At 62.4% G+C, this 24,295-nt stretch carries 26 protein-coding genes; 18 read left to right on the plus strand and 8 right to left on the minus strand.

The features are described from left to right. Window positions 1–29 precede the first annotated feature (29 nt). The 3 genes from FN060_RS16160 to FN060_RS16170 are packed head-to-tail and all read left to right on the plus strand — an operon-like array spanning window position 30 to window position 3,312. Window positions 30–1,814: an ABC transporter ATP-binding protein gene (locus FN060_RS16160; protein ID WP_142588989.1), complete on the plus strand. Its 1,785-nt coding sequence runs from the start codon at window positions 30–32 to the stop codon at window positions 1,812–1,814. Window positions 1,815–1,833: 19 nt separating this feature from the next. Continuing rightward, window positions 1,834–2,655 (plus strand): 4-hydroxy-tetrahydrodipicolinate reductase, encoded by an 822-nt coding sequence (dapB, locus tag FN060_RS16165; RefSeq protein WP_142588990.1) that lies wholly within the window; start codon window positions 1,834–1,836, stop codon window positions 2,653–2,655. Window positions 2,656–2,676: 21 nt separating this feature from the next. Further along, complete coding sequence (locus FN060_RS16170) at window positions 2,677–3,312, plus strand: 2,3-bisphosphoglycerate-dependent phosphoglycerate mutase (protein ID WP_052641219.1); 636 nt, start codon at window positions 2,677–2,679, stop codon at window positions 3,310–3,312. A 26-nt stretch (window positions 3,313–3,338) separates the two neighbouring features. Here FN060_RS16170 and phnF read toward each other — a convergent pair whose 3' ends face one another. Then, window positions 3,339–4,076, minus strand: a complete 738-nt coding sequence (phnF, locus tag FN060_RS16175; RefSeq protein ID WP_142588991.1) for a phosphonate metabolism transcriptional regulator PhnF — start codon at window positions 4,074–4,076, stop codon at window positions 3,339–3,341. Between the two features lie 81 nt (window positions 4,077–4,157). Between phnF and phnG the strand changes: the two genes are divergently transcribed. The 10 genes from phnG to phnN all read left to right on the plus strand — a co-directional run bounded on the left by phnG (window position 4,158) and on the right by phnN (window position 12,081). After that, a complete protein-coding gene (gene phnG / locus FN060_RS16180; RefSeq protein WP_142588992.1) occupies window positions 4,158–4,634 on the plus strand; it encodes a phosphonate C-P lyase system protein PhnG in 477 nt (158 codons plus the stop codon). After that, window positions 4,634–5,230, plus strand: coding sequence for a phosphonate C-P lyase system protein PhnH (gene phnH, locus FN060_RS16185; RefSeq protein WP_142588993.1), 597 nt, complete (start codon window positions 4,634–4,636; stop codon window positions 5,228–5,230). The genes phnG and phnH overlap by 1 nt, the downstream gene beginning before the upstream one ends. A 10-nt stretch (window positions 5,231–5,240) precedes the next feature. Continuing rightward, window positions 5,241–6,350, plus strand: a complete 1,110-nt coding sequence (locus tag FN060_RS16190; RefSeq protein WP_142588994.1) for a carbon-phosphorus lyase complex subunit — start codon at window positions 5,241–5,243, stop codon at window positions 6,348–6,350. Window positions 6,351–6,485: 135 nt separating this feature from the next. Beyond that, window positions 6,486–7,385: an alpha-D-ribose 1-methylphosphonate 5-phosphate C-P-lyase PhnJ gene (locus tag FN060_RS16195; RefSeq protein ID WP_142588995.1), complete on the plus strand. Its 900-nt coding sequence runs from the start codon at window positions 6,486–6,488 to the stop codon at window positions 7,383–7,385. Continuing rightward, window positions 7,382–8,158, plus strand: a complete 777-nt coding sequence (gene phnK, locus FN060_RS16200; protein ID WP_142588996.1) for a phosphonate C-P lyase system protein PhnK — start codon at window positions 7,382–7,384, stop codon at window positions 8,156–8,158. Before FN060_RS16195 ends, phnK begins: the two co-directional genes overlap by 4 nt. Before the next feature lie 9 nt (window positions 8,159–8,167). After that, a complete protein-coding gene (gene phnL / locus FN060_RS16205) occupies window positions 8,168–8,875 on the plus strand; it encodes a phosphonate C-P lyase system protein PhnL (RefSeq protein ID WP_142588997.1) in 708 nt (235 codons plus the stop codon). Continuing rightward, a complete protein-coding gene (locus tag FN060_RS16210) occupies window positions 8,872–9,522 on the plus strand; it encodes a DapH/DapD/GlmU-related protein (RefSeq protein ID WP_142588998.1) in 651 nt (216 codons plus the stop codon). The genes phnL and FN060_RS16210 overlap by 4 nt, the downstream gene beginning before the upstream one ends. Before the next feature lie 113 nt (window positions 9,523–9,635). After that, the gene (locus FN060_RS16215; RefSeq protein WP_142588999.1) at window positions 9,636–10,349 is read left to right on the plus strand and encodes a DUF1045 domain-containing protein; all 714 of its coding nucleotides are present in this window, start codon (window positions 9,636–9,638) and stop codon (window positions 10,347–10,349) included. After that, window positions 10,346–11,485, plus strand: a complete 1,140-nt coding sequence (locus FN060_RS16220) for an alpha-D-ribose 1-methylphosphonate 5-triphosphate diphosphatase (RefSeq protein ID WP_142589000.1) — start codon at window positions 10,346–10,348, stop codon at window positions 11,483–11,485. Before FN060_RS16215 ends, FN060_RS16220 begins: the two co-directional genes overlap by 4 nt. Further along, entirely contained in the window at window positions 11,485–12,081 is a 597-nt protein-coding gene (phnN, locus tag FN060_RS16225; RefSeq protein WP_142589555.1) for a phosphonate metabolism protein/1,5-bisphosphokinase (PRPP-forming) PhnN, read from the plus strand. Before FN060_RS16220 ends, phnN begins: the two co-directional genes overlap by 1 nt. On the opposite strand, the gene polA is transcribed toward phnN, so the two are convergent. Then, the gene (gene polA, locus FN060_RS16230; protein WP_142589556.1) at window positions 12,078–15,047 is read right to left on the minus strand and encodes a DNA polymerase I; all 2,970 of its coding nucleotides are present in this window, start codon (window positions 15,045–15,047) and stop codon (window positions 12,078–12,080) included. The genes phnN and polA overlap by 4 nt on opposite strands. Before the next feature lie 363 nt (window positions 15,048–15,410). Between polA and FN060_RS16235 the strand changes: the two genes are divergently transcribed. Continuing rightward, entirely contained in the window at window positions 15,411–15,842 is a 432-nt protein-coding gene (locus FN060_RS16235) for a MarR family winged helix-turn-helix transcriptional regulator (protein WP_142589001.1), read from the plus strand. 76 nt (window positions 15,843–15,918) lie between these two features. Further along, window positions 15,919–17,310, plus strand: a complete 1,392-nt coding sequence (locus tag FN060_RS16240; RefSeq protein WP_142589002.1) for a dipeptidase — start codon at window positions 15,919–15,921, stop codon at window positions 17,308–17,310. 363 nt (window positions 17,311–17,673) lie between these two features. On the opposite strand, the gene FN060_RS16245 is transcribed toward FN060_RS16240, so the two are convergent. Continuing rightward, the gene (locus tag FN060_RS16245; RefSeq protein ID WP_052641191.1) at window positions 17,674–17,883 is read right to left on the minus strand and encodes a cold-shock protein; all 210 of its coding nucleotides are present in this window, start codon (window positions 17,881–17,883) and stop codon (window positions 17,674–17,676) included. 431 nt (window positions 17,884–18,314) lie between these two features. Here FN060_RS16245 and FN060_RS16250 point away from each other — a divergent pair, with 431 nt between their 5' ends. Continuing rightward, complete coding sequence (locus FN060_RS16250) at window positions 18,315–18,779, plus strand: YbaK/EbsC family protein (protein WP_142589003.1); 465 nt, start codon at window positions 18,315–18,317, stop codon at window positions 18,777–18,779. Window positions 18,780–18,794: 15 nt separating this feature from the next. Here the strand turns inward: FN060_RS16250 and FN060_RS16255 are convergent, their stop codons facing one another. The 4 genes from FN060_RS16255 to FN060_RS16270 all read right to left on the minus strand — a co-directional run bounded on the left by FN060_RS16255 (window position 18,795) and on the right by FN060_RS16270 (window position 20,127). Then, window positions 18,795–19,106 (minus strand): hypothetical protein, encoded by a 312-nt coding sequence (locus tag FN060_RS16255; RefSeq protein ID WP_142589004.1) that lies wholly within the window; start codon window positions 19,104–19,106, stop codon window positions 18,795–18,797. Window positions 19,107–19,183: 77 nt separating this feature from the next. Beyond that, window positions 19,184–19,402 (minus strand): hypothetical protein, encoded by a 219-nt coding sequence (locus FN060_RS16260; RefSeq protein ID WP_052641186.1) that lies wholly within the window; start codon window positions 19,400–19,402, stop codon window positions 19,184–19,186. A gap of 216 nt (window positions 19,403–19,618) precedes the next feature. After that, window positions 19,619–19,816, minus strand: a complete 198-nt coding sequence (locus FN060_RS16265; protein WP_142589005.1) for a hypothetical protein — start codon at window positions 19,814–19,816, stop codon at window positions 19,619–19,621. A gap of 110 nt (window positions 19,817–19,926) precedes the next feature. Next, entirely contained in the window at window positions 19,927–20,127 is a 201-nt protein-coding gene (locus FN060_RS16270; RefSeq protein ID WP_142589006.1) for a hypothetical protein, read from the minus strand. Between the two features lie 155 nt (window positions 20,128–20,282). Here FN060_RS16270 and FN060_RS16275 point away from each other — a divergent pair, with 155 nt between their 5' ends. Continuing rightward, window positions 20,283–20,534 (plus strand): glycine zipper domain-containing protein, encoded by a 252-nt coding sequence (locus FN060_RS16275; RefSeq protein WP_052641180.1) that lies wholly within the window; start codon window positions 20,283–20,285, stop codon window positions 20,532–20,534. Between the two features lie 92 nt (window positions 20,535–20,626). On the opposite strand, the gene FN060_RS16280 is transcribed toward FN060_RS16275, so the two are convergent. Further along, window positions 20,627–21,532 carry a purple acid phosphatase family protein gene (locus FN060_RS16280; protein WP_142589007.1) on the minus strand — a complete coding sequence of 302 codons (906 nt, stop codon included), beginning with the start codon at window positions 21,530–21,532 and terminating at the stop codon, window positions 20,627–20,629. 345 nt (window positions 21,533–21,877) lie between these two features. Here FN060_RS16280 and FN060_RS16285 point away from each other — a divergent pair, with 345 nt between their 5' ends. Continuing rightward, window positions 21,878–24,181 (plus strand): transglycosylase domain-containing protein, encoded by a 2,304-nt coding sequence (locus FN060_RS16285; protein WP_142589008.1) that lies wholly within the window; start codon window positions 21,878–21,880, stop codon window positions 24,179–24,181. Window positions 24,182–24,295: the final 114 nt, after the last annotated feature.

Raw genomic sequence — 24,295 nt, forward strand, 5'->3', positions numbered from 1 at the left:
TTGGCCGTTCACACACGGGAAAGCGCCTGTTGGGCTCAGCGAAAGACAAGAAGCCGCATCTCGATTCCGGCACCGTGACAAGCGTGCTCAAGCGCGTGATTGCGGAGAACGGCCGTGACCACGTGAAGGGCTACGCCTTTGCGATCTTCTGCCTGGTGGTCGTGGCAGCGACGACGGCGTTCACTGCCTGGATTATGGAGGCGGTGGTCAACGAGGCGTTCGCCAATCAGCGCGCCGACATTGTCTGGCTCATCTGCGGTGCGATCTTCGTGGCATTCGTCCTGCGCGGACTTGCCACCTATGGCCAGTCGGTGACACTTTCGAAGATCGGCAACAATATCGTGGCGCGCTACCAGCGCCGGCTCTACAGCCATCTCATGGGGTTGTCGGTCGGCTTCTTCAGCGAGGCCCGGTCAGCGCATCTTGCCGCGCAGATCAGCCAGAACGTCAATGGCGTCCGCGACGTCCTCAATCTCACCGTTACCTCGACCGCGCGCGATCTCCTGACGCTGATCGCGCTGATCGGCGTGATGATCAGCAAGGATCCCATCCTGTCGCTGATCGTATTCGTCGTCGCGCCACCGCTCATCCTCGCCCTTCGCTACGTATCGCGCCGATTGCGGAGTGCGACGCGCGAATCCGTGGAGCTGAACAGCCACGTGCTCGGCGCCATGCAGGAGACAATCCAGGGCATTTCCATCGTCAAGGCCTTCACCATGGAGAAGGAGCTCGGAGACAAGGTCGAGAAACTGATCAGCCAGGCCGAAAACCGTGCCAACCGGATTGCCCGGCTTACGGAGCGCACGGCACCTCTTACCGAGACCTTTGCCGGGTTCGCCATCTCCAGCGTGCTGGCCTATGCCGCCTTCCGGTCGATCTATGACGGCGTGCCGCCAGGCGCGTTCTTCGCTTTTGTCACGGCGCTGCTGATGGCCTATGATCCAGCCCGCCGGCTGGCAAAGCTGCAGGTGCACCTGGAGCGGGCGGTGGTCAATGCGCGGATGATCTACGCCCTTCTCGATCTGCAGCCGCAGCAACGGGAAAAGCCGGACGCCAAGGACCTCAAGGTCACAGAGGCGAGGATCGAGTTCCGCGGCGTCTCGTTCGCCTATGCGAGCGGCGACCCGGTCCTCCGCGGCGTCGACCTTGTGGCCGACGGGGGCAAGACGACCGCGTTGGTCGGGCCCTCCGGCGCCGGCAAGTCGACGATCATCAATCTCATTCCGCGCTTCTACGATCCTTCGGAAGGATGCATCCTGATCGACGGGCAGGACATTACCGACGTCACCAAGATGTCGCTGCGCCAGCACATCGCATACGTGTCGCAGCAACCCTATCTGTTCGAGGGAACGATCCGCGACAACATCCGGTACGGCCGCCCCGAGGCCACCGATGCGGAGGTCGAGGAGGCAGCCAGGCTCGCCTTCGCGCACGACTTCATCCTCGCCCAGCCCTTCGGCTACGAGACGCCCGTCGGGGAAAACGGGGTGACGCTCTCCGGAGGTCAGCGCCAGCGCCTGTCGATTGCTCGCGCGCTGGTTCGCAATGCACCGATCCTGCTGCTCGACGAGGCGACGTCCGCCCTCGACAACGAATCCGAAGCGGCTGTTCAGAAAGCTCTCGAGACCGCGATGAGCGGCCGCACCGTGATCGTGATCGCCCACCGGCTGTCGACGGTGGTCAATGCCGACAAGATCATCGTCATGCACGAGGGACGGGCTGTCGAGGAGGGGACCCACGAGACCCTTGCACAGCGTGAGGACGGTCTCTACGCTCGCCTCAACAATCTGCAATCTCCGGATACAAGCCCATAAAGATGAAAGCATTGCCGGCATGAGCGACAATCCGATGAAACTCGTGGTGGTGGGCGCGGCCGGACGCATGGGCCAGACGCTGATCAGGGTCATCCATGAAACCGGCGGCGCCGTGCTCCATGCTGCTATCGAGCGAGAGGGCTCACCCTTGGTCGGGAAGGATGCAGGCGAGATCGCCGGCGTCGGCAATCTGGGCGTTCCCATGACCGTCGATCCGCTGCAGGCTTTCGTCGATGCCGACGGCGTCCTTGATTTCACCAGCCCGGCCGCATCGGTGGCGTTCGCTGGGCTCGCGGCACAGGCGCGGATCGTCCACGTCATAGGTACAACCGGGTGTTCTTCGGGCGACGAGGAGAAGATCAGGGCTGCGGCCCGCCATGCGCGCATCATCAAGTCCGGCAATATGAGCCTTGGTGTGAACCTGCTCGGCGTACTCGTGGAAAAGGCTGCGCGCGCGCTCGATCCCGCCCAGTGGGACATCGAAGTGCTCGAAATGCATCACAAGCACAAGGTCGATGCCCCCTCGGGAACCGCATTGCTGCTGGGTCAGGCTGCTGCGCAGGGGCGTGGGATCGAGATGCTGCCCAATGCAGTCAAGGTCCGCGACGGCCATACGGGTGCACGGGAGGCCGGCACGATCGGCTTCGCCACGCTGCGCGGTGGCTCCGTCGTCGGCGACCATTCCGTCCTGTTTGCCGGTGAAGGCGAACTGGTCACGCTCTCGCACAACGCCCTCGACCGCTCCATCTTCGCACGCGGCGCAGTGACGGCAGCGCTTTGGGGCCGTGACCGCAAGCCCGGCCTATACGACATGCTCGACGTGCTCGGGCTCAACAACTGACGATCCGGAGGAATTTACTTCATGAGCGGTACCCTAGTCCTTGTTCGCCACGGCCAGAGCGAATGGAACCTGAAGAACCTCTTCACCGGCTGGCGCGATCCGGACCTGACGGAGCTCGGCATCCAGGAGGCGGAGATCGGCGGTCAGGCGCTGGCGGATGCGGGGCTGAAGTTCGATATTGCCTTCACCTCGGTACTCAAGCGCGCCCAGGACACGCTCAGGATCGTCCTCGACAAGGTCGGCCAGCCGGACCTCGAGACGATCCGCGACGAGGCGCTCAATGAGCGTGACTATGGCGATCTCTCCGGCCTGAACAAGGATGATGCCCGCAAGAAGTGGGGCGAGGAGCAGGTGCATATCTGGCGCCGCTCCTATGATATCCCGCCGCCAGGCGGCGAGAGCCTTCGGGATACGGGCGCGCGCGTCTGGCCCTATTACATGACTGAGATCCTGCCCCGCGTCCTGCGCGGCGAAACGGTCCTTGTCGCGGCCCATGGAAACTCGCTGAGAGCGCTGGTCATGGTCCTCGACCGGCTGAGCAAGGAAGAGATCCTGAAGCTGAACCTCGCGACGGGGGTGCCGATGGTCTACAGGCTCAATGCGGATTCGACCGTGGCCTCGAAGCAAATCCTCGGGGACATGTCCGGCGCGCACTGAGCCGGTACGGGTCCGGCGAATGTTGTTCAGTTCTCGATCGTGAACTGAACCCGATCGGCGGGGAAGCGGCTGACTGCATCCTGGATGTGGGTCCCTTTCGTGTCCGCGTTCAGTGACCGCGTCACCAGCAGGACTGCCCCTGCCGACAGACCGAGGTCTTCCATGTCGAAACGATCCGCATGGCTTGCGGTGATCTCGGTCGTGACGCGCAGGTAGTCGGGTAGTCCTAGGGCGTCCAGCGCTGCCGTGATGGAACCGCTGTTGCGATAGGCTTCGTCGATCCCGGCGAAGCGTGACGCCGGAAACCAGGCCGTCGCCCGGGAAACCGGCCGGCCATCCGCCTTGCGCAAGGTCTCAAGCCGGATGAGCGGCGCACCTTCTGCAAGCCGGAGCCTTTGCGCCAGATCTTCCGACGCGGGCTCCGCACCACTTTCCAGCAGCAGTCCTTCCGTCTCCCTCGCCTGTGCACCAAGACCTTCTATGAACCGCGTCCGGCGCGAGATCGGAAAATTCAACCGTTCCTTTCGCTCAATGATCGTACCCAATCCCTGAACAGCTCGGACGATGCCTTCCTGGGCGAGTGCCGCCAGTGCACTGCGCACCGTGTGGCGGTTGACGCCGAATTGCGTCGCCAGGACGATCTCCGGCGGCACCCTCCCCGTCTCGTCATATTCGCCGTTTGCAATGGATGCACGGATGCGATCGGCGATTTGCCGCCACAGGGCCACGCCGCTCTGCCGTTGAACCTGAGATCCCGCCGCCATCGTCATACTCTTGTTACATCCTGCCGTTAGCTGTAGAGTAACTTGTATGGTTGTCTATAACAATAGACATTTGATGGGAAGATGATGACAGACCCCTCGACCGACATTTCGGATGGGCCGCGCCAGGGCCGCCAGCGAACCGCTGCACTGCTTGCTCGCGCAACCTTCGATGAACTGAACGCCGCCTGGCAAAAGATTGCCGAGAAGCCGGAGGTCGACCCGGTCCGCGGGCCGGAAACGGGACTGGTAATGGTCCGGGGCCGGATCGGAGGCGGCGGCGACCCCTTCAACCTCGGCGAGGCGACTGTCACGCGAGCCACCGTCTTGCTCGCCTCCGGCACTGCCGGCCATGCCCATGCCCTTGGTACGGACAAGGCGAAGGTCCGCATGGCAGCGATCTTCGATGCCCTTTGGCAGGAAGATCAGACACGTGCCTTTGTCGAGGCGGAAATCCTCGGCCCGATCGAGGTACGGATCGCGCAGCAAGATCGGCAGAAGGCGGAAGAGACGGCGGCGACGCGCGTCGACTTCTTCACCATGGTCCGCGGAGACGATTGATGAGCATGAACGTCCAGGCGCTGTCCGGCGGCTTCTCCGCCCCGGTGTTCGATTCACAAGCCGTGTTCCGCTCGCTGATGGACGGGATGGCCCGTCCGGGGGTGGTTCAATCGATCACTACCAAGATCGGACAACCGTCGCCCCTTGGGAAGGCTGCGGGGGCGGTTGCACTTGCGTTATGCGACGCGGATACCCCCATCTGGCTCCAGCCCTACTTTGCCAAATCAGGCGTAGCCGACTGGATCGGCTTCCACACCGGTGCTCTTCTCGCGCAGGAGAAAAGCGAGGCAAGGTTCGTTTTCCTTCAGGCAGCCTCCGGGCTCTATTCCTTCGACCTCTTTGCATCCGGGACGCAGGAATATCCCGACCGCTCGGCAACCATCGTGATCGAAGTTTCATCGATCGGCAAAGGCAGCGAGCTCGTTCTCAGCGGGCCCGGCATCAAGGAGCAGCGGACCGTCAGCGTCGCGGGCCTCCCGGATGTTTTCGACGAAATCTGGAAGGGGAATCGCTCGATCTTCCCGCGCGGAGTCGACGTCATCCTGACAACCGGCGACCGCCTGCTCTGCCTTCCCCGCACAACCAGGATCGGCTGAGGAGAACGCCATGTATGTTGCCGTCAAGGGTGGCGAGGTTGCCATCAACGCCGCCCACAGCCTCCTCGCAGACCGCCGCCGAGGCGACCGGTCGCTGCCTTCCGTGACGATCGACCAGATCGTCGAGCAGCTGGCGCTCGCCGTCGACCGCGTCATGGCGGAAGCCTCCCTCTACGACCGAGCATTGGCGGCTCTTGCCGTACGGCAGTCTCGTGGAGATATGATCGAGGCCATCTTCCTGCTTCGCGCCTACCGGACCACGCTGCCCCGCTTCGGGACCTCCTTTCCCATAGACACCGCGCGGATGGCGATCGAACGGCGTATCTCCGCCACCTACAAGGACCTGCCGGGCGGGCAGGTACTCGGGCCGACTTTTGACTACACCCACCGCCTGCTCGATCCCTCCCTTCTGTCTGATGAACCGGTTCCGACACCATCGCGGAAGGAGCCGCTTCCCGACACGACGACGCGTGTCTCCGACATTCTCGCCACCGAGGGGCTGATCGAGGAGGACAGCGCCCTGCCGGATGACGAGCCGCCCGGGGACCTCACGCGCGAGCCGATGGAATTCCCCATGGGGCGCGATCTGCGACTGCAGGCGCTTGCCCGCGGCGACGAGGGTTTCCTGTTGGCACTCGGCTATTCGACGCAGCGCGGCTATGGCCGCAACCACCCGTTCGTCGGCGAAATTCGTATTGGCGAAGTTGAAGTCGAGATGGAGGTGCCAGAACTCGGATTCACAGTCTCCCTCGGCCGCATTCAGGTGACGGAATGCCAGATGGTCAACCAGTTCAAGGGCTCTTCCAAGGCGCCGCCACAGTTTACCCGCGGCTATGGCCTGGTCTTTGGCCAGAGCGAGCGGAAGGCCATGAGCATGTCGCTGGTCGACCGGGCGCTGAGGGCGGAGGAACTGGGTGAGGATGTCACGGCGCCGGCCCAGGACGAGGAGTTCGTGATCTCGCATGCAGACAACGTGCAGGCGACAGGCTTCGTCGAACATCTCAAGCTGCCGCACTACGTGGATTTCCAGGCGGAACTTGCGCTGGTGAGGAAGATGCGCGCCGACATCGAGGCGGCAGCCGAAAGTGGTAACAGCGCCATTCGAGACGGTGCGGAATAGATGATCAGTCGCGGCCGGTTTCGCTGTACCAGTAGGCACAGCATAGGCCGCTCGCTGCGAAGACCGAGAAGAACATCGTGATCAGAAGGCCAGTATCCATGACTATCGTCTCCTTTTGCATTGGAGAAACTCATCATGTCTCCTGAGGTTCCGTCCGACCAGGGTCTGGCGACTTATAACTTCGCCTATCTCGACGAGCAGACGAAGCGGATGATCCGCCGGGCGATCCTCAAGGCGATCGCCATACCCGGCTATCAGGTCCCGTTCGCTTCGCGCGAAATGCCCATGCCCTATGGCTGGGGCACCGGCGGCGTGCAGGTGACAGCCTCCATCATCGGGCCGGATGACGTGCTCAAGGTGATCGATCAGGGCGCCGACGACACGACCAATGCGGTATCGATCCGGGCGTTCTTCCAGAAGGTCGCTAAGGTGGCCGTGACGACCCATACCGGAGAGGCGACCATCATCCAGACGCGCCACCGTATTCCCGAGCAGTCGCTGACCGAAGGACAGGTACTTGTGTACCAAGTGCCGATCCCGGAGCCCCTGCGCTTCCTGGAGCCTCGCGAGACGGAGACGCGCAAGATGCACGCGCTGGAGGAATACGGGCTCATGCATGTGAAGCTCTACGAGGACATCGCGCATAATGGCCGGATCTCCAAGACCTACGCCTATCCGGTCAAGGTTGCCGGCAGGTACGTCATGGACCCCTCGCCGACGCCGAAGTTCGACAATCCCAAGATGCACATGTCGGACGCGCTGCAGCTCTTCGGCGCCGGGCGCGAAAAGCGCATCTACGCCATCCCGCCCCATACGGAGGTGGTCAGTCTCGATTTCGAGGACCACCCCTTCGAGATCCAGCGCTTCGAAAAACCCTGCGCACTCTGCGGCGCGGAGAATGTCTATCTCGATGAGGTGATCCTCGACGATAAGGGCGGCCGGATGTTCGTCTGCTCAGACACGGATCATTGCGAGGAACGCCGCGACCACGGGCATGCCGGGGAACTGCTTGCACGTCAGGAGGCCGCAGAATGAGCGAGGCACCGCTACTGAAGGTCAAGGACGTCTCGAAGTTCTACGGCCGGCGCATCGGCTGCAAGGAAGTCACGTTCGAACTGTGGCCCGGCGAGGTGCTGGCCATCGTCGGCGAATCCGGCTCCGGGAAGACGACGCTGCTGAATTGCATCTCGACCCGTCTCATGCCGTCGACCGGCAGCGTCGAATATGCCATGCGCGACGGCAGCATCCGGGACCTCTACCACATGGGTGAGGCGGAGCGCCGCTTCCTGATGCGCACCGACTGGGGCTTCGTCCACCAGAACCCGGCGGATGGGCTGCGGATGACGGTCTCGGCCGGCGCGAATGTCGGAGAGCGGCTGATGGCCATCGGCAATCGTCACTACGGCAACATCCGCTCAACGGCCCTTGATTGGCTGACGCGGGTGGAGATCGGCACGGACCGTATCGACGATGCGCCCCGCGCCTTCTCCGGCGGCATGCGCCAGCGGCTGCAGATCGCACGCAATCTTGTCACAGGCCCGCGCCTCGTCTTCATGGATGAGCCGACCGGCGGTCTCGACGTCTCCGTGCAGGCGCGTCTGCTCGACCTCGTCCGCGGCCTCGTCAACGACCTGGGGCTCGCCGCCATCATCGTCACCCACGATCTGGCGGTTGCACGGCTCTTGTCGCACCGGATGATGGTGATGAAGGACGGCCACGTCATCGAACATGGTCTGACCGACCGTGTGCTGGACGATCCGCGCGAGCCCTATACGCAGCTCCTCGTTTCCTCCATTCTGCAGGTATAGGAGAGCATCATGGCAACTCCCCTCGTCGTCTCGGAAGTCTTCAAGAGCTTCACCATGCACCTGCGCGACGGCATCCGCCTGCCCGTAGTCAACGATGTCAACTTTTCGGTCGCCAGCGGCGAATGCGTCGTGCTTGGCGGTCCTTCAGGCATCGGCAAGAGCTCCATTCTCAAGATGCTGTACGGCAACTACGCCGTCGATGCGGGCCAGATCCTGGTCGCCCACCGCGGCCGGACGGTCAATATCGCCAGCGCCGATCCTCGCACGGTGCTGGATGTGCGCCGGCATACCATGGGCTATGTCAGCCAGTTCCTGCGTACCGTTCCCCGTGTCTCGGCGCTTGATGTCGTCGCAGAGCCGCTGCTGGCGCGTGGTGTCGGTCCTGATGAGGCGAGGGAAACGGCATCGGCACTGCTATCGCAGCTCAACCTCCCCAAGGAACTCTGGAGCCTGCCGCCGGCAACCTTTTCCGGAGGCGAGCAGCAGCGCGTCAACATCGCGCGCGGCTTCATCACCGATCACAGCATCCTGCTGCTCGACGAGCCGACCGCCTCGCTTGACGCCCGCAACCGGCGTGTCGTCGTGGAGATGATCGCCGAGAAGAAAGAAAAGGGCGTGGCGCTCCTGGGCATCTTCCACGACGAGGAAGTGCGCGAGGCCGTCGCAGATCGCATTCTGGATGTGATGCAGTTCTCGCCACGAAGGGCCGCCGCATGAGCGTCAAGGTCGGACTTGAACCATCCATCCACCCGAGTGCGAATGTGAGGAGCTCGGTGCTCGGACGCTACACGGAGGTGGCGGAGCGCTGCCGCATCGAGGAGGCGGAGATCGGCGACTATTCCTACATCATGCAGGATGGCACGGTGTGGTGCGCCACGATCGGTAAGTTCGTCAACATTGCAGCTTCGGTCAGGATCAACGCAACCAACCATCCGACATGGCGGGCGACGCTCCACCATTTCACCTATCGTGCCGCCAACTACTGGGACGATGCGGAGAACGAGGAGGAGTTCTTCGAATGGCGCCGGGAGCATAGGGTCACGATCGGCCACGACGTATGGATCGGTCATGGCGCCACCATCCTTCCCGGCGTCACCGTCGGCAATGGCGCGGTCATCGGAGCCGGTGCGGTCGTATCCAAAGACGTGGCACCCTACACCATCGTTGGCGGCGTTCCCGCGAAGCTCATCCGCGAGCGCTTCACGAAAGAGGTGGCCGAGCGGATGGAGGACCTTGCCTGGTGGGATTGGGACCATCGCATGCTGCGCGCTGCACTGGATGATTTCCGCAGTCTGACGGCAGAAGATTTTCTCAGCCGGCATGGCAGCCATTCGCAGGCGGCGAGAACGCTTGAGGCAGGATGAACGGAAGAATGCCATCATCATTCTGTCACGCAAATCGCCTAGCGCAGGGCCGGTCTCGGAACCCGGACCCAACCTGCAACCCATCAGCCTTCACCTGAACGCAGATCGAGTTCATGCGCTACGCCATCTATTTCTCACCCGCTCCCGATGACCCGCTGGCCGCGACCGCCAGCGAATGGCTGGGGCGCGATGCGTTTTCGGGGCAGATGCTCGATCCGCCGGCGTCGCTTTCCCTGCCGGTGGCGCAGTGGCAGGACCTGGTTGCCGAGCCGCGGCGATATGGGTTTCACGCCACGCTGAAGGCACCGTTCGCGCTTCACGAGGGACGCACGGAGGCAGATCTCATCGATGCGTTCGATCGCTTCGCGGCCGCCACGGAGACCCTTGCCATTCCCCGTATCGTTGTCGGGCAGCTCGGGCCCTTCTTCGCCCTCGTTCCGGATGACCTCTATCCGCCGCTGCAGGCATTTGCCGCTTCCCTAGTCGAAGCATTCGAACCGTTCCGGGCACCCCTTTCCGAAGCCGACGTCGCCCGCCGCAGACCGGAGCGCCTGACTCCGGCGGAGCGGCAGAACCTCGACCAGTGGGGCTATCCTTATGTCATGAACGAGTTCCACTTCCACATGACGCTGACGGGGCCGGTCGATGGCTCTCTTGCTCCGCATGTTCATGCCGAGTTGCGGCAGCGTTTTGCACCTTATGCAAATGCACCGCTCGCCATCGACGGTCTTGCGCTCTTCGTCGAACGCAGCCGCGGCGAGCCCTTCACGATCCATCGATGGCGGCCCCTTGGCATGCCGCAGGACAACAGAAAGATCCTCCCATGAGCGTAGAAACCGTTCTGTCGAATGCCCGCATCATCGTCGGTGACGAGATCATTTCCGGATCTCTGGTCATCCGCGACGGACGGATCGCCGAGATTTCCGCGGGGGCGTCCCGGACCGGCGAGGATCTCGAGGACGACTACCTCATTCCCGGACTAATCGAGTTGCATACGGACCATCTCGAGCAGCACTACTCGCCGCGTCCGGGCGTCCGCTGGAACACTACGGCTGCCATACAGGCGCATGACGCTCAGGTGGCGACCTCAGGCATCACGACGGTCTTCGACTGCCTGCGAATGGGTGCGGACGAGGATGGTGGATTCGAAAAGGGGGAGATGCGCAGCCTCGCCGATGCCATCCAGGCTGCCCAGACCGAAGGACGGCTGCGGGCAGAGCACCTCTTCCACCTGCGCTGCGAGGTTTCCTCGGACAACGTGCTCGAGCATTTCGCCGACTTCGAGCACGATCCTTATGTCCGCCTCGTCTCCCTAATGGACCATGCGCCGGGCCAGCGGCAGTTCCAGTCGATGGACCAGTACGTCCTTTACTACAAGGAGAAGCGCGGCCTGAGTGACGAGGCCTTCGCTCACTTCGTGGCACGGCGCCAGGCGGCCTCGGCCAAATACGCCGCCGGCCACCGAAACGAATTGGCACGCATCTGCGCCGAGCGCGGCATCACCGTCGCGAGCCATGATGACGCAACGCTCGATCACGTCGACGAGGCAATCGGTCACGGTGTGCGGCTGGCGGAATTCCCCACCAGCTTCGATGCCGCAGAGGCGTCACACAAGGCGGGGATGAGCGTGCTGATGGGCGCCCCGAACATCGTTCGAGGCAAATCGCACTCCGGCAACATTGCGGCGCGTGAGCTTGCTGAACGCGGCGTGCTGGACGTGCTTTCATCGGATTACGTGCCGCTCAGCCTGCTGCATGCGCCCTTCGTGCTCGCCGACGATATCGATGCCATCTCGCTTCCCCAGGCGATCGCAATGGTCACCTCCACGCCCGCACGAACCGTGGGGCTGGAAGACCGCGGCCGGATCGCACCCGGTCTTCGCGCCGACCTCGTTCGCGTCAAGCGCGACAATGGTGTGCCGGTAGCACGCGCGACATGGCGGGAAGGCCGGCGGGTGGCGTGATGGGCGACGCTTCTCCAGCCCGGCCTACCATTGCCGGCAGGCTGATCGTCGTCGTCGGGCCGAGCGGCGCCGGCAAGGACACGCTGATGTCCTATGCCGCCCAGCACCTAAAGGAGCGGCCGGAGGTGGTCTTCGTGCGGCGCGTGATCACGCGCGACGGAGGTTCCGGTGGAGAGGATCACGACGCTGTGTCCGATGCGGAATTCCGCCGGATGGCCCAATCTGGCGGCTTCACCGTCTGGTGGGAAGCGCACGGCCTCTGTTACGGAATCCCGATCGAAACGCGACATCAAATCGACCTAGGCCATGTCGTGGTGGCGAACGGCTCGCGTGCTGCCCTGCCCCACTTCAGCGCCGCATTTCCGGCAATGACCGTCATCAACGTCACGGCGCGACCTGAGGTTCTGGCTACCCGGCTGGAATTACGCGGACGGGAAACGCGCGACGAGATTCTCCAACGGCTGCAGCGCAGTTCACCGCAGCTCGTCGGGCCCTACGAGCTTTTAACGATCGACAACAGCGGATCGATCGAAGAAGCAGGTCAGGCCATGGTCGATGCCCTGACGAGGTATCTTCCCGCTTTCTCGTGTCGCTAGTGCGCCTCGTCCCAGTTTGAGGCTGCGCGCGCATCGACCTTCAGCGGCACCTTCATGGCGATCGCCGGCATAGCCGCCTGCTCCATGGTCGCCGTGATGACGGGCAGCGTCTTCTCGATCTCACCGTCTTCCACTTCGAAGATCAGTTCGTCATGGACCTGCAGGAGCATGCGGGCAGACAGGTTCGCAGATTGAAGAGCCGGTTCCATCCTGACCATGGCCCGGCGGATGATGTCGGCAGCCGACCCCTGGATGGGCGCGTTGATGGCAGCCCGTTCGTTGAAGGAGCGCACCTGCGGATTGGAGGACCGTATCTCCGGATAGTGCGCCCGGCGACCGAAGATGGTTTCGACGTAGCCGTGCTCGCGGGCGAATTCCTTGGTGCTGTCCATGTAGTCGCGGATGCCGGGGAATCGCTCGAAATACTTCTTGATGTACTCTCCCGCCTCCGAGCGCTCAATGGAGAGCTGGTTGGCCAGACCGAAGGCGGAGATGCCGTAGATGATGCCGAAGTTGATCGCCTTGGCGCGGCGGCGGATCTCGCTTGGCATGCCCTCAACCGGTACCCCGAACATTTCGGAGGCAGTCATCGCGTGGATGTCGATGCCGTCCGCAAACGCCTGGCGCAGTTGCGGGATGTCAGCGACATGGGCGAGTACCCGCAGTTCGATCTGGCTGTAGTCTGCAGAGACAAGCTTGTGGCCGGATGTGGCGATGAAGGCGGTGCGAATCTTCCGTCCTTCGGTCGTACGGATCGGGATGTTCTGCAGGTTCGGCTCGACCGACGAAAGACGCCCGGTCGTCGTCGATGCCAGCGAATAGGAGGTGTGAACGCGCTTTGTCTGCGGGTGGATGTAGCCCGGCAGAGCGTCCGTATAGGTAGACTTGAGCTTGGTCAGTTGCCGCCAGTCGACGATCTTGCGCGGAAACTCGTGCCCGGCCGCAGCCAGGTCTTCCAGCACCTGCGCAGAGGTGGACCACTGCCCCGTCTTGGTCTTGGCACCGCCCGGCAGGCCCATCTTGCCGAACAGGATGTCGCCCAGCTGCTTCGGTGAGCCGATCGTGAAGCGCTCGCCGGCGATCTCGTAGATCTCGTCCTCTATCGCCGCGGCCTTTTGCGCGAGCTCCCCGGACAGCCGAGACAGTATCTGGCGGTCGACCGTGATGCCGCGCTCCTCCATCCGGGCGAGCATGGAGACCATCGGCCGCTCCAGCCGTTCATAGACCCGCACCAAGCGGTCGGCGACCAGCCGCGGCTTGAGGACCATGGCAAGCCTGAGGGTGAGATCCGCCTTTTCGGCGGCGTAGACCGTAGCCCGGTCGATCTCGACCATATCGAAGCTCACGCCGGACTTGCCCGTCCCCGCGACATCCTTGAAGGAAACCGGCATATGGCCGAGCCAGCGGTCGGAGAGCGACTCGAGGCTTTGGCCGCCCCTGCCTGCTTCCAGGACGTAGGACATCAGCATCACGTCGTCATAGGCCGCGATCTCGATCCCGTACCGCTTGAGGAGCAGATAGGCGTATTTGAGGTTGTGCCCGACCTTGAGGACGGAAGCATCCTCGAGCAGGGGCTTCATCCGCTCCATCACCTCGGCGGCGGTCAGCTGATTGTCGGCACGGCCATTGCCGAGCAGATCATCGCTTCCAGTCTTGTGGCCGAAGGGGATATAGGCGGCCCGGACGTCGAGACCGGACGGATCACGGCTATTGTCCGCGAGCGCCAGCGAGAATCCCACGACATCCGACAGCATCGGGTCGATGGACGTTCCCTCGGCTTCGAAGGCCACCAGTCCGGTTTCCCGGGCTGACCGGAGCCAATCGTCCAGGTCCTCCAGATCGTCGATCGTGACATAGCAGCTCTTGTCGATCTTCGCGGTCGCGAAGGCCTCAGCTCGCGCCTTGGCAAGTTCCGCCGGGGTACTGTTGCCGTAGGGATCAGTTGTGCCGGCCTTGCCACCGGCAGGCGTCGCTACCCTGGACTCGGCACTGCTGGTGCCGGCATCGAGATCCGGCCCCCGCGCCGCCGCTCCCCATTCGACCTGCACGTGCGCCGGCTCGACCGCGCTGGCATCGCAGTCGCAGGCCTCCGCAACACGGCGCGTCAACGTCCCGAATTCCATGGCCTTCAGGAAACCGATCAGCTTCGGTCCGTTCTGCGGCTCCAGCACGAGAGCATCCAGCGGCATATCAAGGGGTGCATCCGTCCGCAGTTCAACGAGCCGGCGTGACAGGCGTGCCAGTTCCGCATTGGCAACGATGCTCTCACGCCGCTTGACCTGCTTGATCTCCGCAGCACGGGCGAGAAGCGTATCGAGGTCACCGAATTCCTCGAGAAGCTGGGCTGCGGTCTTCGGGCCGATCCCGGGGATGCCGGGAACATTGTCGACGGAATCCCCGACCATGGCCTGCAGGTCGATCATCTTCTCCGGCGGCACGCCCCATTTGTCGATGACTTCTGGGATGCCTATCTGCTTGTCCTTCATGCTGTCATACATGTGGACATTCGGGGTCACGAGCTGCATCAGGTCCTTGTCGGACGAGATGATCGTGACGTCAGCGCCGATCGCTTCCGCCTGCCTGGCATAGGTGGCAATGATGTCGTCCGCCTCGAAGCCTTCGGTCTCGATACAGGGAAGGTTGAATGCGCGCGTCGCCTGGCGGATCAGCCCGAACTGCGGGATCAGGTCTTCCGGCGGCTCGGAACGGTTCGCCTTGTAGGCGTTGTAGAGGTCCTTGCGGAAGGTCTTCGCGGAATAGTCGAAGATCACGGCAAAATGCGTGGGCGTCACCCCGACCGAGGTGTCGCGCGCATCGGTGAGCAGCTTCCAGAGCATGTTGCAGAAGCCCGAGACCGCCCCCACGGGCAGGCCGTCGGACTTGCGGGTCAGTGGGGGAAGGGCGTGGAACGCCCGGAAGATGAAGCCGGAGCCATCGACAAGGAAGAGGTGATCACCTTTTTTCATGGCTATGGAATAGCGTGGGGCACCCGCGTCGTCCATGAAAATCAGGCCGCGCCTAGCGGCTCGGCATCACCCGAACGTTACCGATTTGTAATTCTGCATTCCCTTGAAAATCCCGGTTTCACTTATCATCTCCAGCTTACCGGCGACTGATCACGCCGCAGTCCGGCAGCTGGCTCGTCCCCCGCCGCGCCGGACCGGACAAAGGCCTCACCCCCTCTCCGGGCCTTTGTCCTCCTGTTGAAACCGCCATGGCCGTTCCCCTCCCGGCCGTGGCGGTTTTCTCTTGTCAGGCCTCCCACCGCAGGCTTGGCGAAAGCATGCGCTGCTATATATTCGCGTAGTTCTGCCGACAGGGCTCCCTTCATGCCGTTCGACCGCTCCCATAGCGCAACTTATCTCGCCGGCCAGCTCGCCAAGTGCTTCGCGCGATCGCTGCAGAATCGGGCAGCGGGTCTCGGTTTCTCTCCCGGCCAATTTCCGGTTCTCCTGGAGTTGTGGCAGGAGGACGGTCTGACGCAGAAGCAATTGCTGGATCGACTGGAGGTCGAACAGGCGACACTGGCTAATACGCTTACGCGCATGGAACGTGACGGACTGATCCGTCGCGAGCCGCATCCCCATGACGGGCGGGCACAGATCATCCAGTTGACGGAAAGCGCCAGGGACCTTGAAAAAAGGGCGATCGATGCGGCAGCCGAGGCCGATGCCGCACTTTTCGAGGGTTTTCGCCAGTTCGAACGGGAACTGATGCTGGAATACATGCGCATGGCGATCGAGAATGCCCGCAAGGCCTGAACCGGGCGGCTCTGGGCTCGAAACAAGCGCATCTTTGCAATAAGGTCGCCCCTGTTCTCCCAGACAGGATTTTCCCATGACCGAACTTTCCCCCGTACTCGACCGCGCCGACCGGAACCTCGACGACAGCCTCGACCGCCTTTTCCGGTTGGTACGCATCAAGTCGATCTCCACCGACCCGGCCTTCAAGGCGGATTGCCGAGCCGCAGCCGAATGGTTGGTTGCGACCCTAGCCGATATCGGTTTCGACGCATCGATCCGTGATACAGCCGGCCATCCGATGGTGGTTGCCCATCATGCGGGCGCCACGGATGACGCACCGCACGTCCTGTTCTACGGCCACTACGACGTCCAGCCGGTCGATCCGGTCGAGCTTTGGGAGAACGATCCCTTCGCTCCTTCCGTTAAGGATCTGGGCAACGGACGCAAGGTGATCACCGGCCGCGGCACGGCCGACGACAAGGGCCAGTTGATGACCTTCGTCGAAGCCTGCCGCGCCTACAAGGAGGTCAATGGCAGCCTGCCGCTCCGGGTCACCATCCTGTTCGAGGGCGAGGAAGAATCGGGCTCGCCTTCGCTGAAGCCGTTCCTGGAAGCGAATGCGGAAGAGCTGAGGGCGAGTTGTGCGCTCGTCTGCGATACGGGCATGTGGGATGGCGACACGCCGGCGATCGCCGCTGCTCTTCGCGGCTTGGTCGGAGAAGAGATCATCATTTCGGCGGCAGATCGAGACCTGCATTCGGGGCTGTTTGGCGGAGCGGCAGCAAACCCGATCCATATCCTGACGGATATCCTGGCAGGTCTGCGCGACGAGACCGGCCGCATTACCCTTGAGGGCTTCTACGATGGTGTCGAGGAGACGCCCTCAAACATCAAGGCGGGCTGGGAGAGCCGTGGCCGCAGCGCGGAGAACTTCCTTGGCGACGTCGGGCTGTCGATACCTGCCGGCGAGAAGGGACGATCCGTCTTGGAACTCACCTGGGCCCGCCCCACCTGCGAGGTCAACGGCATCTGGGGCGGCTATACAGGGGAAGGCTTCAAGACCGTGATCGCCGCCAAGGCGTCCGCCAAGGTCTCGTTCCGTCTTGTCGGACAACAGGATCCGGCGAAGATCCGCGAGAGCTTCCGTGCCTATGTCCGCTCCAGAGTTCCAGCAGATTGCTCCGTTGAGTTCCACGAGCACGGAGGATCTCCGGCGATCCAGCTGTCGTATGACTCCCCGGTTCTCGCCAAGGCGAAGACTGCGTTGTCGGACGAGTGGGCTAATCCGGCCGTCGTTATCGGCATGGGTGGTTCGATACCTATCGTCGGCGACTTCCAGAAGATGCTCGGCATGGAATCCTTGCTGGTGGGCTTCGGCCTCGTCGACGACCGGATTCATTCGCCGAACGAGAAATACGACCTGAAGTCGTTCCACAAGGGCATTCGCTCATGGGTGCGCATCATCGCCGCCCTGGCGGCCCGGTAGCCGAAGCTCGGCTCCAACTTTACGCACAAAAAAGGTCGGGCTAGCCCGACCTTTCTAATTCCCGATTCTTTCAGTGCCAGTACATCCGTGGTCACCCAGGAATCGGGACTGGCATTTCCGGCGCGTCCGCTTCAGGCGCTTGAGGCCAACCGCGGCTCTGGCGATCATCATCGCCCCTGCTGGTTAACATTTCGTAAACAACGAATATGCCAACCATCGGCGCGATGGCGCGGTTTCCCGCATTTGCTCACTGCGCCGGAAATGCCGATAGACCGAGAGATGGGAAGGAAGATCTCTATTTGCAAGAGCTAAAATACAAAAAGGCCGGACAGGCCGGCCTTCTCGTCAGAATTCAGACCTGAATCAGGCTGTCTGCAGCTGGTCAGCAGCAACCTTGCCGGAGCGGCGGTCGGTAACCAGTTCGTAGGAGAGCTTCTGCCCGTCGTTCAACGAGCTCATGCCGGCGCGCTCAACAGCGGAAATGTGGACGAAAACGTCGGCGCTGCCATCATCCGGCTGGATGAAGCCATAGCCCTTGGTTGCGTTGAACCACTTAACAGTACCAGTAGCCATATCGATGCCTTTCTTATGCAAATATCGGCGATGTCCCGGCCAGGCCGGAACGGGGAAGTTCGTATTTGCAGAAAGATCGTCGAGAGCACCGGGGCGCTTAGAGCAGGCTTATCAAACAAATAGCGACGTGAAGGAGATAGAAGCGGGACCCATCCCTGTCAAGAATGAGCGGCCGATCGACTACCCTCCAAAAGCAGAAAACCCGGCGCGGGAGGAGGAGCGCCGGGTTTCCGATACTGACCAGCAACTGGGAGGAGGAGGTGTTGCCGGTCCCATCCAAGGAACGCTGGGAGGAGGAGTGCGTCCTTCGATGGTTGAAATATACACCGACCGCGCTTGGAGAACAGCGATCTTTTCGCAGCGCAGCATTGCATCATATGCATAGCAGAAATGGAGTTGCCTCTGACTCGGCTAAATTCTATTCATCCGACATGAGCCTCGACACCGTCCGCCAGTTCTTTTCCCGCTACGCACCCGATATAGAAGTCATCGTCACCGAGGAGAGCTCCGCCACGGTTGCTCTCGCCGCGGCGGCCCACGGTGTCGAGCCAGTGCAGATCGCAAAGACGATTGGCGTTCAGGCAGGCCCGACCGCAGTATTGGTCGTCATGGCTGGAACGGCCCGCCTGGACAACAGAAAATTTCGGGATCACTTCGGCGCAAAGCCGCGGATGCTGGGTGGCGAAGACGTAACGCAACTCACCGGCCATCCTGTCGGAGGCGTCTGTCCATTCGGACTGATCTCGGACGTGCCAGTCTTCTGCGACGCGTCGCTTCTTGCGCTGCCGGAAGTCATCCCGGCAGCGGGCGCGGCGAATTCTGCCGTCCGAATATCTCCGGAGCGGATGGCCGAACTGAGCAATGCCAAATGGATCGACGTCTGCCAGACGGCCTGACGATTTATCTGGGCGTCAGTAATAGCGGCGGTACCAGGGGCTACGGTTTTCGAGTGCCTGAGTCCCGACGAGATAGCCAATGGCGAAGCCGATCGCCCCTACCAGCGTGAAGAGCGTGGTTGCGGTGGCCGGATGCTCGCGGATCGCTCCGGCGACCGAGCTCGCTTCTTCCTGGACGTAGGATGCCGCGCTTCCGGCGCGGTCCGCGAGGCGGTCCCTCAATGCCGCGACCTCAGCCCTCAACCCGGCAATCTCTTCGCCGATCTTTCCGTTCCGATCGGGATCAGTCTCGCCCATCGGCTTCACGCTTCCTGCAGATTCGACCATAGCAGCCTCCATCGTTGCTCGTGCCGGATCAACTTTTCGCGCTGCGATAGGTTCCGTCCCGGAGCCAGCTGGGATGCTCAGGTGCCGCGGCTTTCGGCGAGGATATGGGCGAGCGATTCGAGCTTCTCCTGCTCGCTCAGGCCCTTCTGCATGGAATGGACAAGGATCAGGGCAAGCGCCTCCCCGTCCGGGCTCGACTTGCTGATGTTGTGCTCGACACATGCCTGGTCGAACACTTTCTGCAACATGCTCAGTTGGTCCGGGCCTACCGGATTGCGAACCGTCTTAGTCGGCACACGAACCTCCCCTGCTGTTGCGGCCCAAATCAAAGTTCCACCCCTGTTCCCTAGAGCGGATTGATCGCATAAACTTTGGCTTTATGAAGGCGGACTTGTGCAGGGCTTGCGTCGAGGCAGGTTGCGCGCACGGAGCTGCGGGGCTAACGATCCGAAAAAGACGTTGAGCGAGCGCCGGGGGATGGCGCTCGCTCATGGTCGTTCACGGCTCCCGCCTTACGCTGCGCCGGTAGGATCGCCGATCGGCAGAAGCGCCGGATCGAGATTGGGATCCTGTGGGTTCTTTGTATCTCCCGGATCCTGAACCGGCGTCAGAGGTGGCTTCCCCTGCGTCCTATCCGGAATGCCGGGGGTGGAGGTCGGGCCCCGAGGAGTTTCGGACGCCGGTGTCGGAATTGGATCTCTGTTCGGCATGGCTTACTCCGTTCATCGTTCAGAAGCGCAACGGAGTGCGCGCGACATTGTTCCCCTCCAAGGGAGGAGACCGTAGTCGCTCTGTTCGCCTGTCACGCCTTTCAGAGAACCTACTCGGTTGCCACGCTCTGCTCTTCGACAGGCCTTTTCTTCGACGCAACGAGCGTCTGATCATCAGAGGCGACGCTTGCGGTCGTGGTGGAGTAGTCGACAGATGTCGAAGCGGTCACCTTGGGGTGTCCCGCACAGTCAGCCAACGCCGCGGATGTCATCAGGCCGAGCGCCGAAAGGGTCGCGAGAATTAGCTTCATGGCATTCTCCTTCCTTGGTTGCGGCTGCAGGGTACGTTCGAACTGTGAGAAGGCAAAATCACAAATCCGCTCCCTGAGCCCAATTTCCTGGCCACGGCATGAAACCACCGCGGAGGCCACGGGTTCACCCTTCGTCACAACAAGGGAGATCACTCATGAAAAAGATACTCGCCATCGGCTGCGTCACCCTCTCGCTGGCCGCATGCACGGCAACTGAACGTGGCGCCGGCATCGGTGCGGCGACCGGAGCCGTCGTGGGCGGTGCCGTGACCGGAGATGTTCGCGGTGCCGCTGTCGGCGCTGCTGTGGGCGGCGCATCCGGCGCCCTGATCGGAAGCGTGCAGGACCAACCGGGCCGCTGCTACTATCGCGACCGCTACGGAAACCGCTACATCGACGACTGCTGATGTCGACGGCCGGTCTGGATCCATCGGGCCGGCCGCTTCATTTTCCTCACCTTTCCCCACGACAGCGACCCGAGGGGACGGGTTCCACCGACTTAAGCGATCGTCTTCTTGAACAGGACGGAACCGTCGTCTCCAATGAAATCGAACTCTGCGCTTTCGTCCTTCAGGCAGGCTGCGAGGAAGCCAGTGCGCGCCTCGCTGAAGACTGTACCGGGATGAGGCTTAACCGGACGAGCTTCGGCTCCGGCTCCGGACGTGAAATAGGCAATGCCTTCATCCTCGATACAGGACAGGCTATGATCATGACCGTTGAGATAGGCATGCACACCGTGCTCGAGCAGGAGCGGCTTTAGAAGTGCAATGAGGTCGGCAGTATCTCCATGGCTACCAGCGCTGAAGACTGGATGGTGTCCGACGACAATCTTCCATCTTGCCGTGCTCCTGGAAAGTGCCTGATCCAGCCACTGGATCTGAGCGCCGCGATCGAGCCCATAGCCGGTGAGTTTTTCCAGCAGGGTTTGTGCGACAAGCGATTGCGTATCCAGGCAGAACAACTCGGCCTGAGCGGTTCGGGACACATCATGGACGAATGAATAGTAGCGGCTGGGCATCCGCCAACGAGGGCTGGTCAGTCCGTAATCAATTTCGGCTTGCTGGTTGCCGCGGTGGTCGTGGTTGCCGAGCACCACATACCACGGGCACTGCAACGCGGGTGACGCGTAGATTTCCTCGAACGAGGTAAGCCATTGCTGATCTGAAATCCCATCCACACCGCTGCCGTAGAAGTTGTCGCCCACCGAAAGCACGAACTGCTGCGGTACCGCTTGCGCCTTGTCGGCCATTGCTTTCGCCACCCGCATCTGGTCTTCGCGGCGGGCGGGGTTTCCCCAGTCCCCTAGTACCAGAAACGAAAGCGAAGCAGTCTCCGCGGCTCGGGAGGTCGTACAGAAGGCAAGAGCTGAGGCTCCGATCAGGAACCTTCTACGGGAAAGCGTCATATGATCCCTCGTCGGTGAAGGCCATCAGATGGTGACATCGTCCGCACGAGGCTTCCTTCAACATGGCAAGTTTATGGCAAGCAGGTGCCCCGTACCTCGCCATCGTCGCGCGTTGCTGCGCCTATCATCCCGCGCGCCGGGCACGCGTCCGCAGAACCGCGTCAAATGGCCGCCGGCAGTTGCCGGATGAGGAGATGTCGGGATGTCCCGGAAAGGATATCTGCCAGCCTCGCAGTCCTGAGGTCTTAACCCCCCCTTAAATCGCCGTATTTAGAGTCCAGCGGAATGCGCGGGCGATATGCAACCGCCGGTCGCGGCCGGCGCAGCGGGGGTGACCAACGCGACATGGCGGCGAAACGGAAATCGGGACAAAGGGTTGAGCCCTCCTTCGACGACGACGAATACGTCGACGAGGATTTCCGGCTTCGTTCCGAAGACCGGATAGCCGGCGGTGGCAGGAAGCGCCCGTCGCCAGCGAGGAAGGACGCGCCGCGCCGACCTCGCAAGGGCAAACCCACCCGTCAGTCTCGCGGCTTTCTCGCCCCTCTTCGTTCCCTTCTCTACTGGTGCCTTGTTCTCGGCATATGGGTCGGGATCGGAGTCGGTGGCCTCGTGCTGTACTTCGGTGCGCAGATGCCCGCCGCGAGCACCTGGGCGATCCCGGACCGGCCTCCAAACATCAAGATCGTCTCCACCGACGGCTCCGTGATCGCCAATCGCGGTGCCACGGGCGGCGAAGCACTGGCGCTGGAGGAGATGTCGCCCTTTATCCCGCAGGCGGTCATGGCGATCGAGGACCGCCGCTTCTACATGCATTTCGGGGTCGACCCGCTGGGGCTGACGCGCGCCTTCATCAACAATGTTACCGGCCAACCGATCCAGGGCGGCTCCACCATCACTCAGCAACTTGCCAAGAACCTGTTCCTCTCCCCCGAAAGAACCTTCGAGCGGAAGATCCAGGAGGTGCTGCTCGCCTTCTGGCTGGAACACAAGTTCAGCAAGGACCAGATCCTGGCGATGTATCTCAACCGGGTCTTCTTCGGCTCCAACGCCTATGGTGTGGAAGCAGCATCGCGACGGTACTTCAACAAGTCCGCTCGCGACGTGAACCTGGGCGAGGCGGCACTCCTCGCAGGACTGCTGAAGGCGCCCTCCCGCCTGTCTCCCGCGCGTGACCCGGAAGCGGCTGAAGAGCGTGCCCAGGTGGTACTCCGGGCGATGCTGGAGGAGGGCTACGTCACGGAAGACGAGATCAAGACGGCCATGTCCCAGCCGCCTACAAAGGCCCGCAGCTACTGGTCGGGTGCCGAACACTACGCTGCCGACATGGTCATGGACGAGGTCAAGAAGCTGCTTGGCGAGGTGAAGCAGGACGTCGTGGTCGAGACGACCATCGACCTCTCGCTCGAACGCAAGGCAGAAGAGGCCCTCACGGATATTCTTGACGACGAGGGCGCCAAGCTCAATGCCAGCCAGGCGGCCCTGGTCTCAATGGATGCCACGGGCGCCATTCGCGCGCTGGTGGGCGGCAGGGATTACGCGCAGAGCCAGTTCAACCGCGCCGTGACCGCCAAGCGTCAGCCGGGATCCGCCTTCAAGCCGTTCGTCTATGCCGCCGCCCTCGAAGCCGGGATACGGCCGGACTCCGTGCGCAACGACGCACCGGTCCGGATCGGCAAGTGGACGCCGGAGAACTACGACCAGAAGTACCGGGGTCAGGTGACGGTCTCTTCGGCGCTTTCCCAGTCGCTGAACACTATCGCCGCCCAACTGGTGATGGAGGTCGGACCGGACGAGGTGGTGAGCCTGGCGCACCGTATGGGGATAGAGCAGGAGATGCAGCCGAACGCGTCCATCGCGCTCGGGACATCAGAAGTGCCGCTCGTGGAACTGACGGCCGCCTACGCCCCTTTCATGAACGGAGGCTACAAGGCGACCCCGCACATCGTGCGCCGCATCCTCGACACGGACGACAATGTTCTTCACGAGAGCAGCTATGACAACCCGCCGCGGGTGCTCAGCGAAACCATCGTCGCCACGATGAACAGCATGCTCACGCGGGTCATCCAGGAAGGCACCGGCAAGGCGGCGAGGCTCGATAGCTGGCAGGCAGCCGGCAAGACGGGCACGACCCAATCCTTCCGCGACGCGATCTTCGTCGGCTTTACCAGCATCATGACCACGGGGATATGGTTCGGGAACGACGACGGCACCTCAATGAAAAAGGTGACGGGGGGCGGCCTGCCTGCAAGGGCGTGGAAGAATTACATGACGGCCGCCCACGCAGGCTACTCGCCGACACCGCTGTTCGGCAGCCATGGCGGCTTTGCGCTGCCACCGGCTGCCGAGCCGGAGAGGGAGCCAACGACGATCGGTGATATTATATCGGGAGTCCTTCCCGGATCTTCCGCGCCCGATGACTATCCAGCCTCACCCTCTGCTGCGCGTCACGACGCCTATCCACCCGAGGGCGAAATTCCCGTCCGCGATTATCGCGAGTACCGCGGTCCCTATGACGGGTTCGAAGATGCACCCATGCCGCGCGAGGGTTATGCTGAAGGCCCGATACCACCTGGCGAAGTCGGTTCGCCGAGCGGGAGGGGATCGTCGCGGCAGACAACCCTCTACGACCTGATCATGGGCCAGTGAGGTCGATAGCGCCCGCATTCACAATTGCGTGTTTTTTTACCGGCGTCGGCATGGCGGCGCGCCTTGCAGTCGAAAAATCACGTCCTTATATACGCCGCATGAGGCAGCGAATGC

Source organism: Pseudorhizobium halotolerans (genome assembly GCF_902153235.2).
In the GTDB taxonomy this organism is placed as follows: Bacteria; Pseudomonadota; Alphaproteobacteria; order Rhizobiales; family Rhizobiaceae; genus Neorhizobium; species Neorhizobium flavum.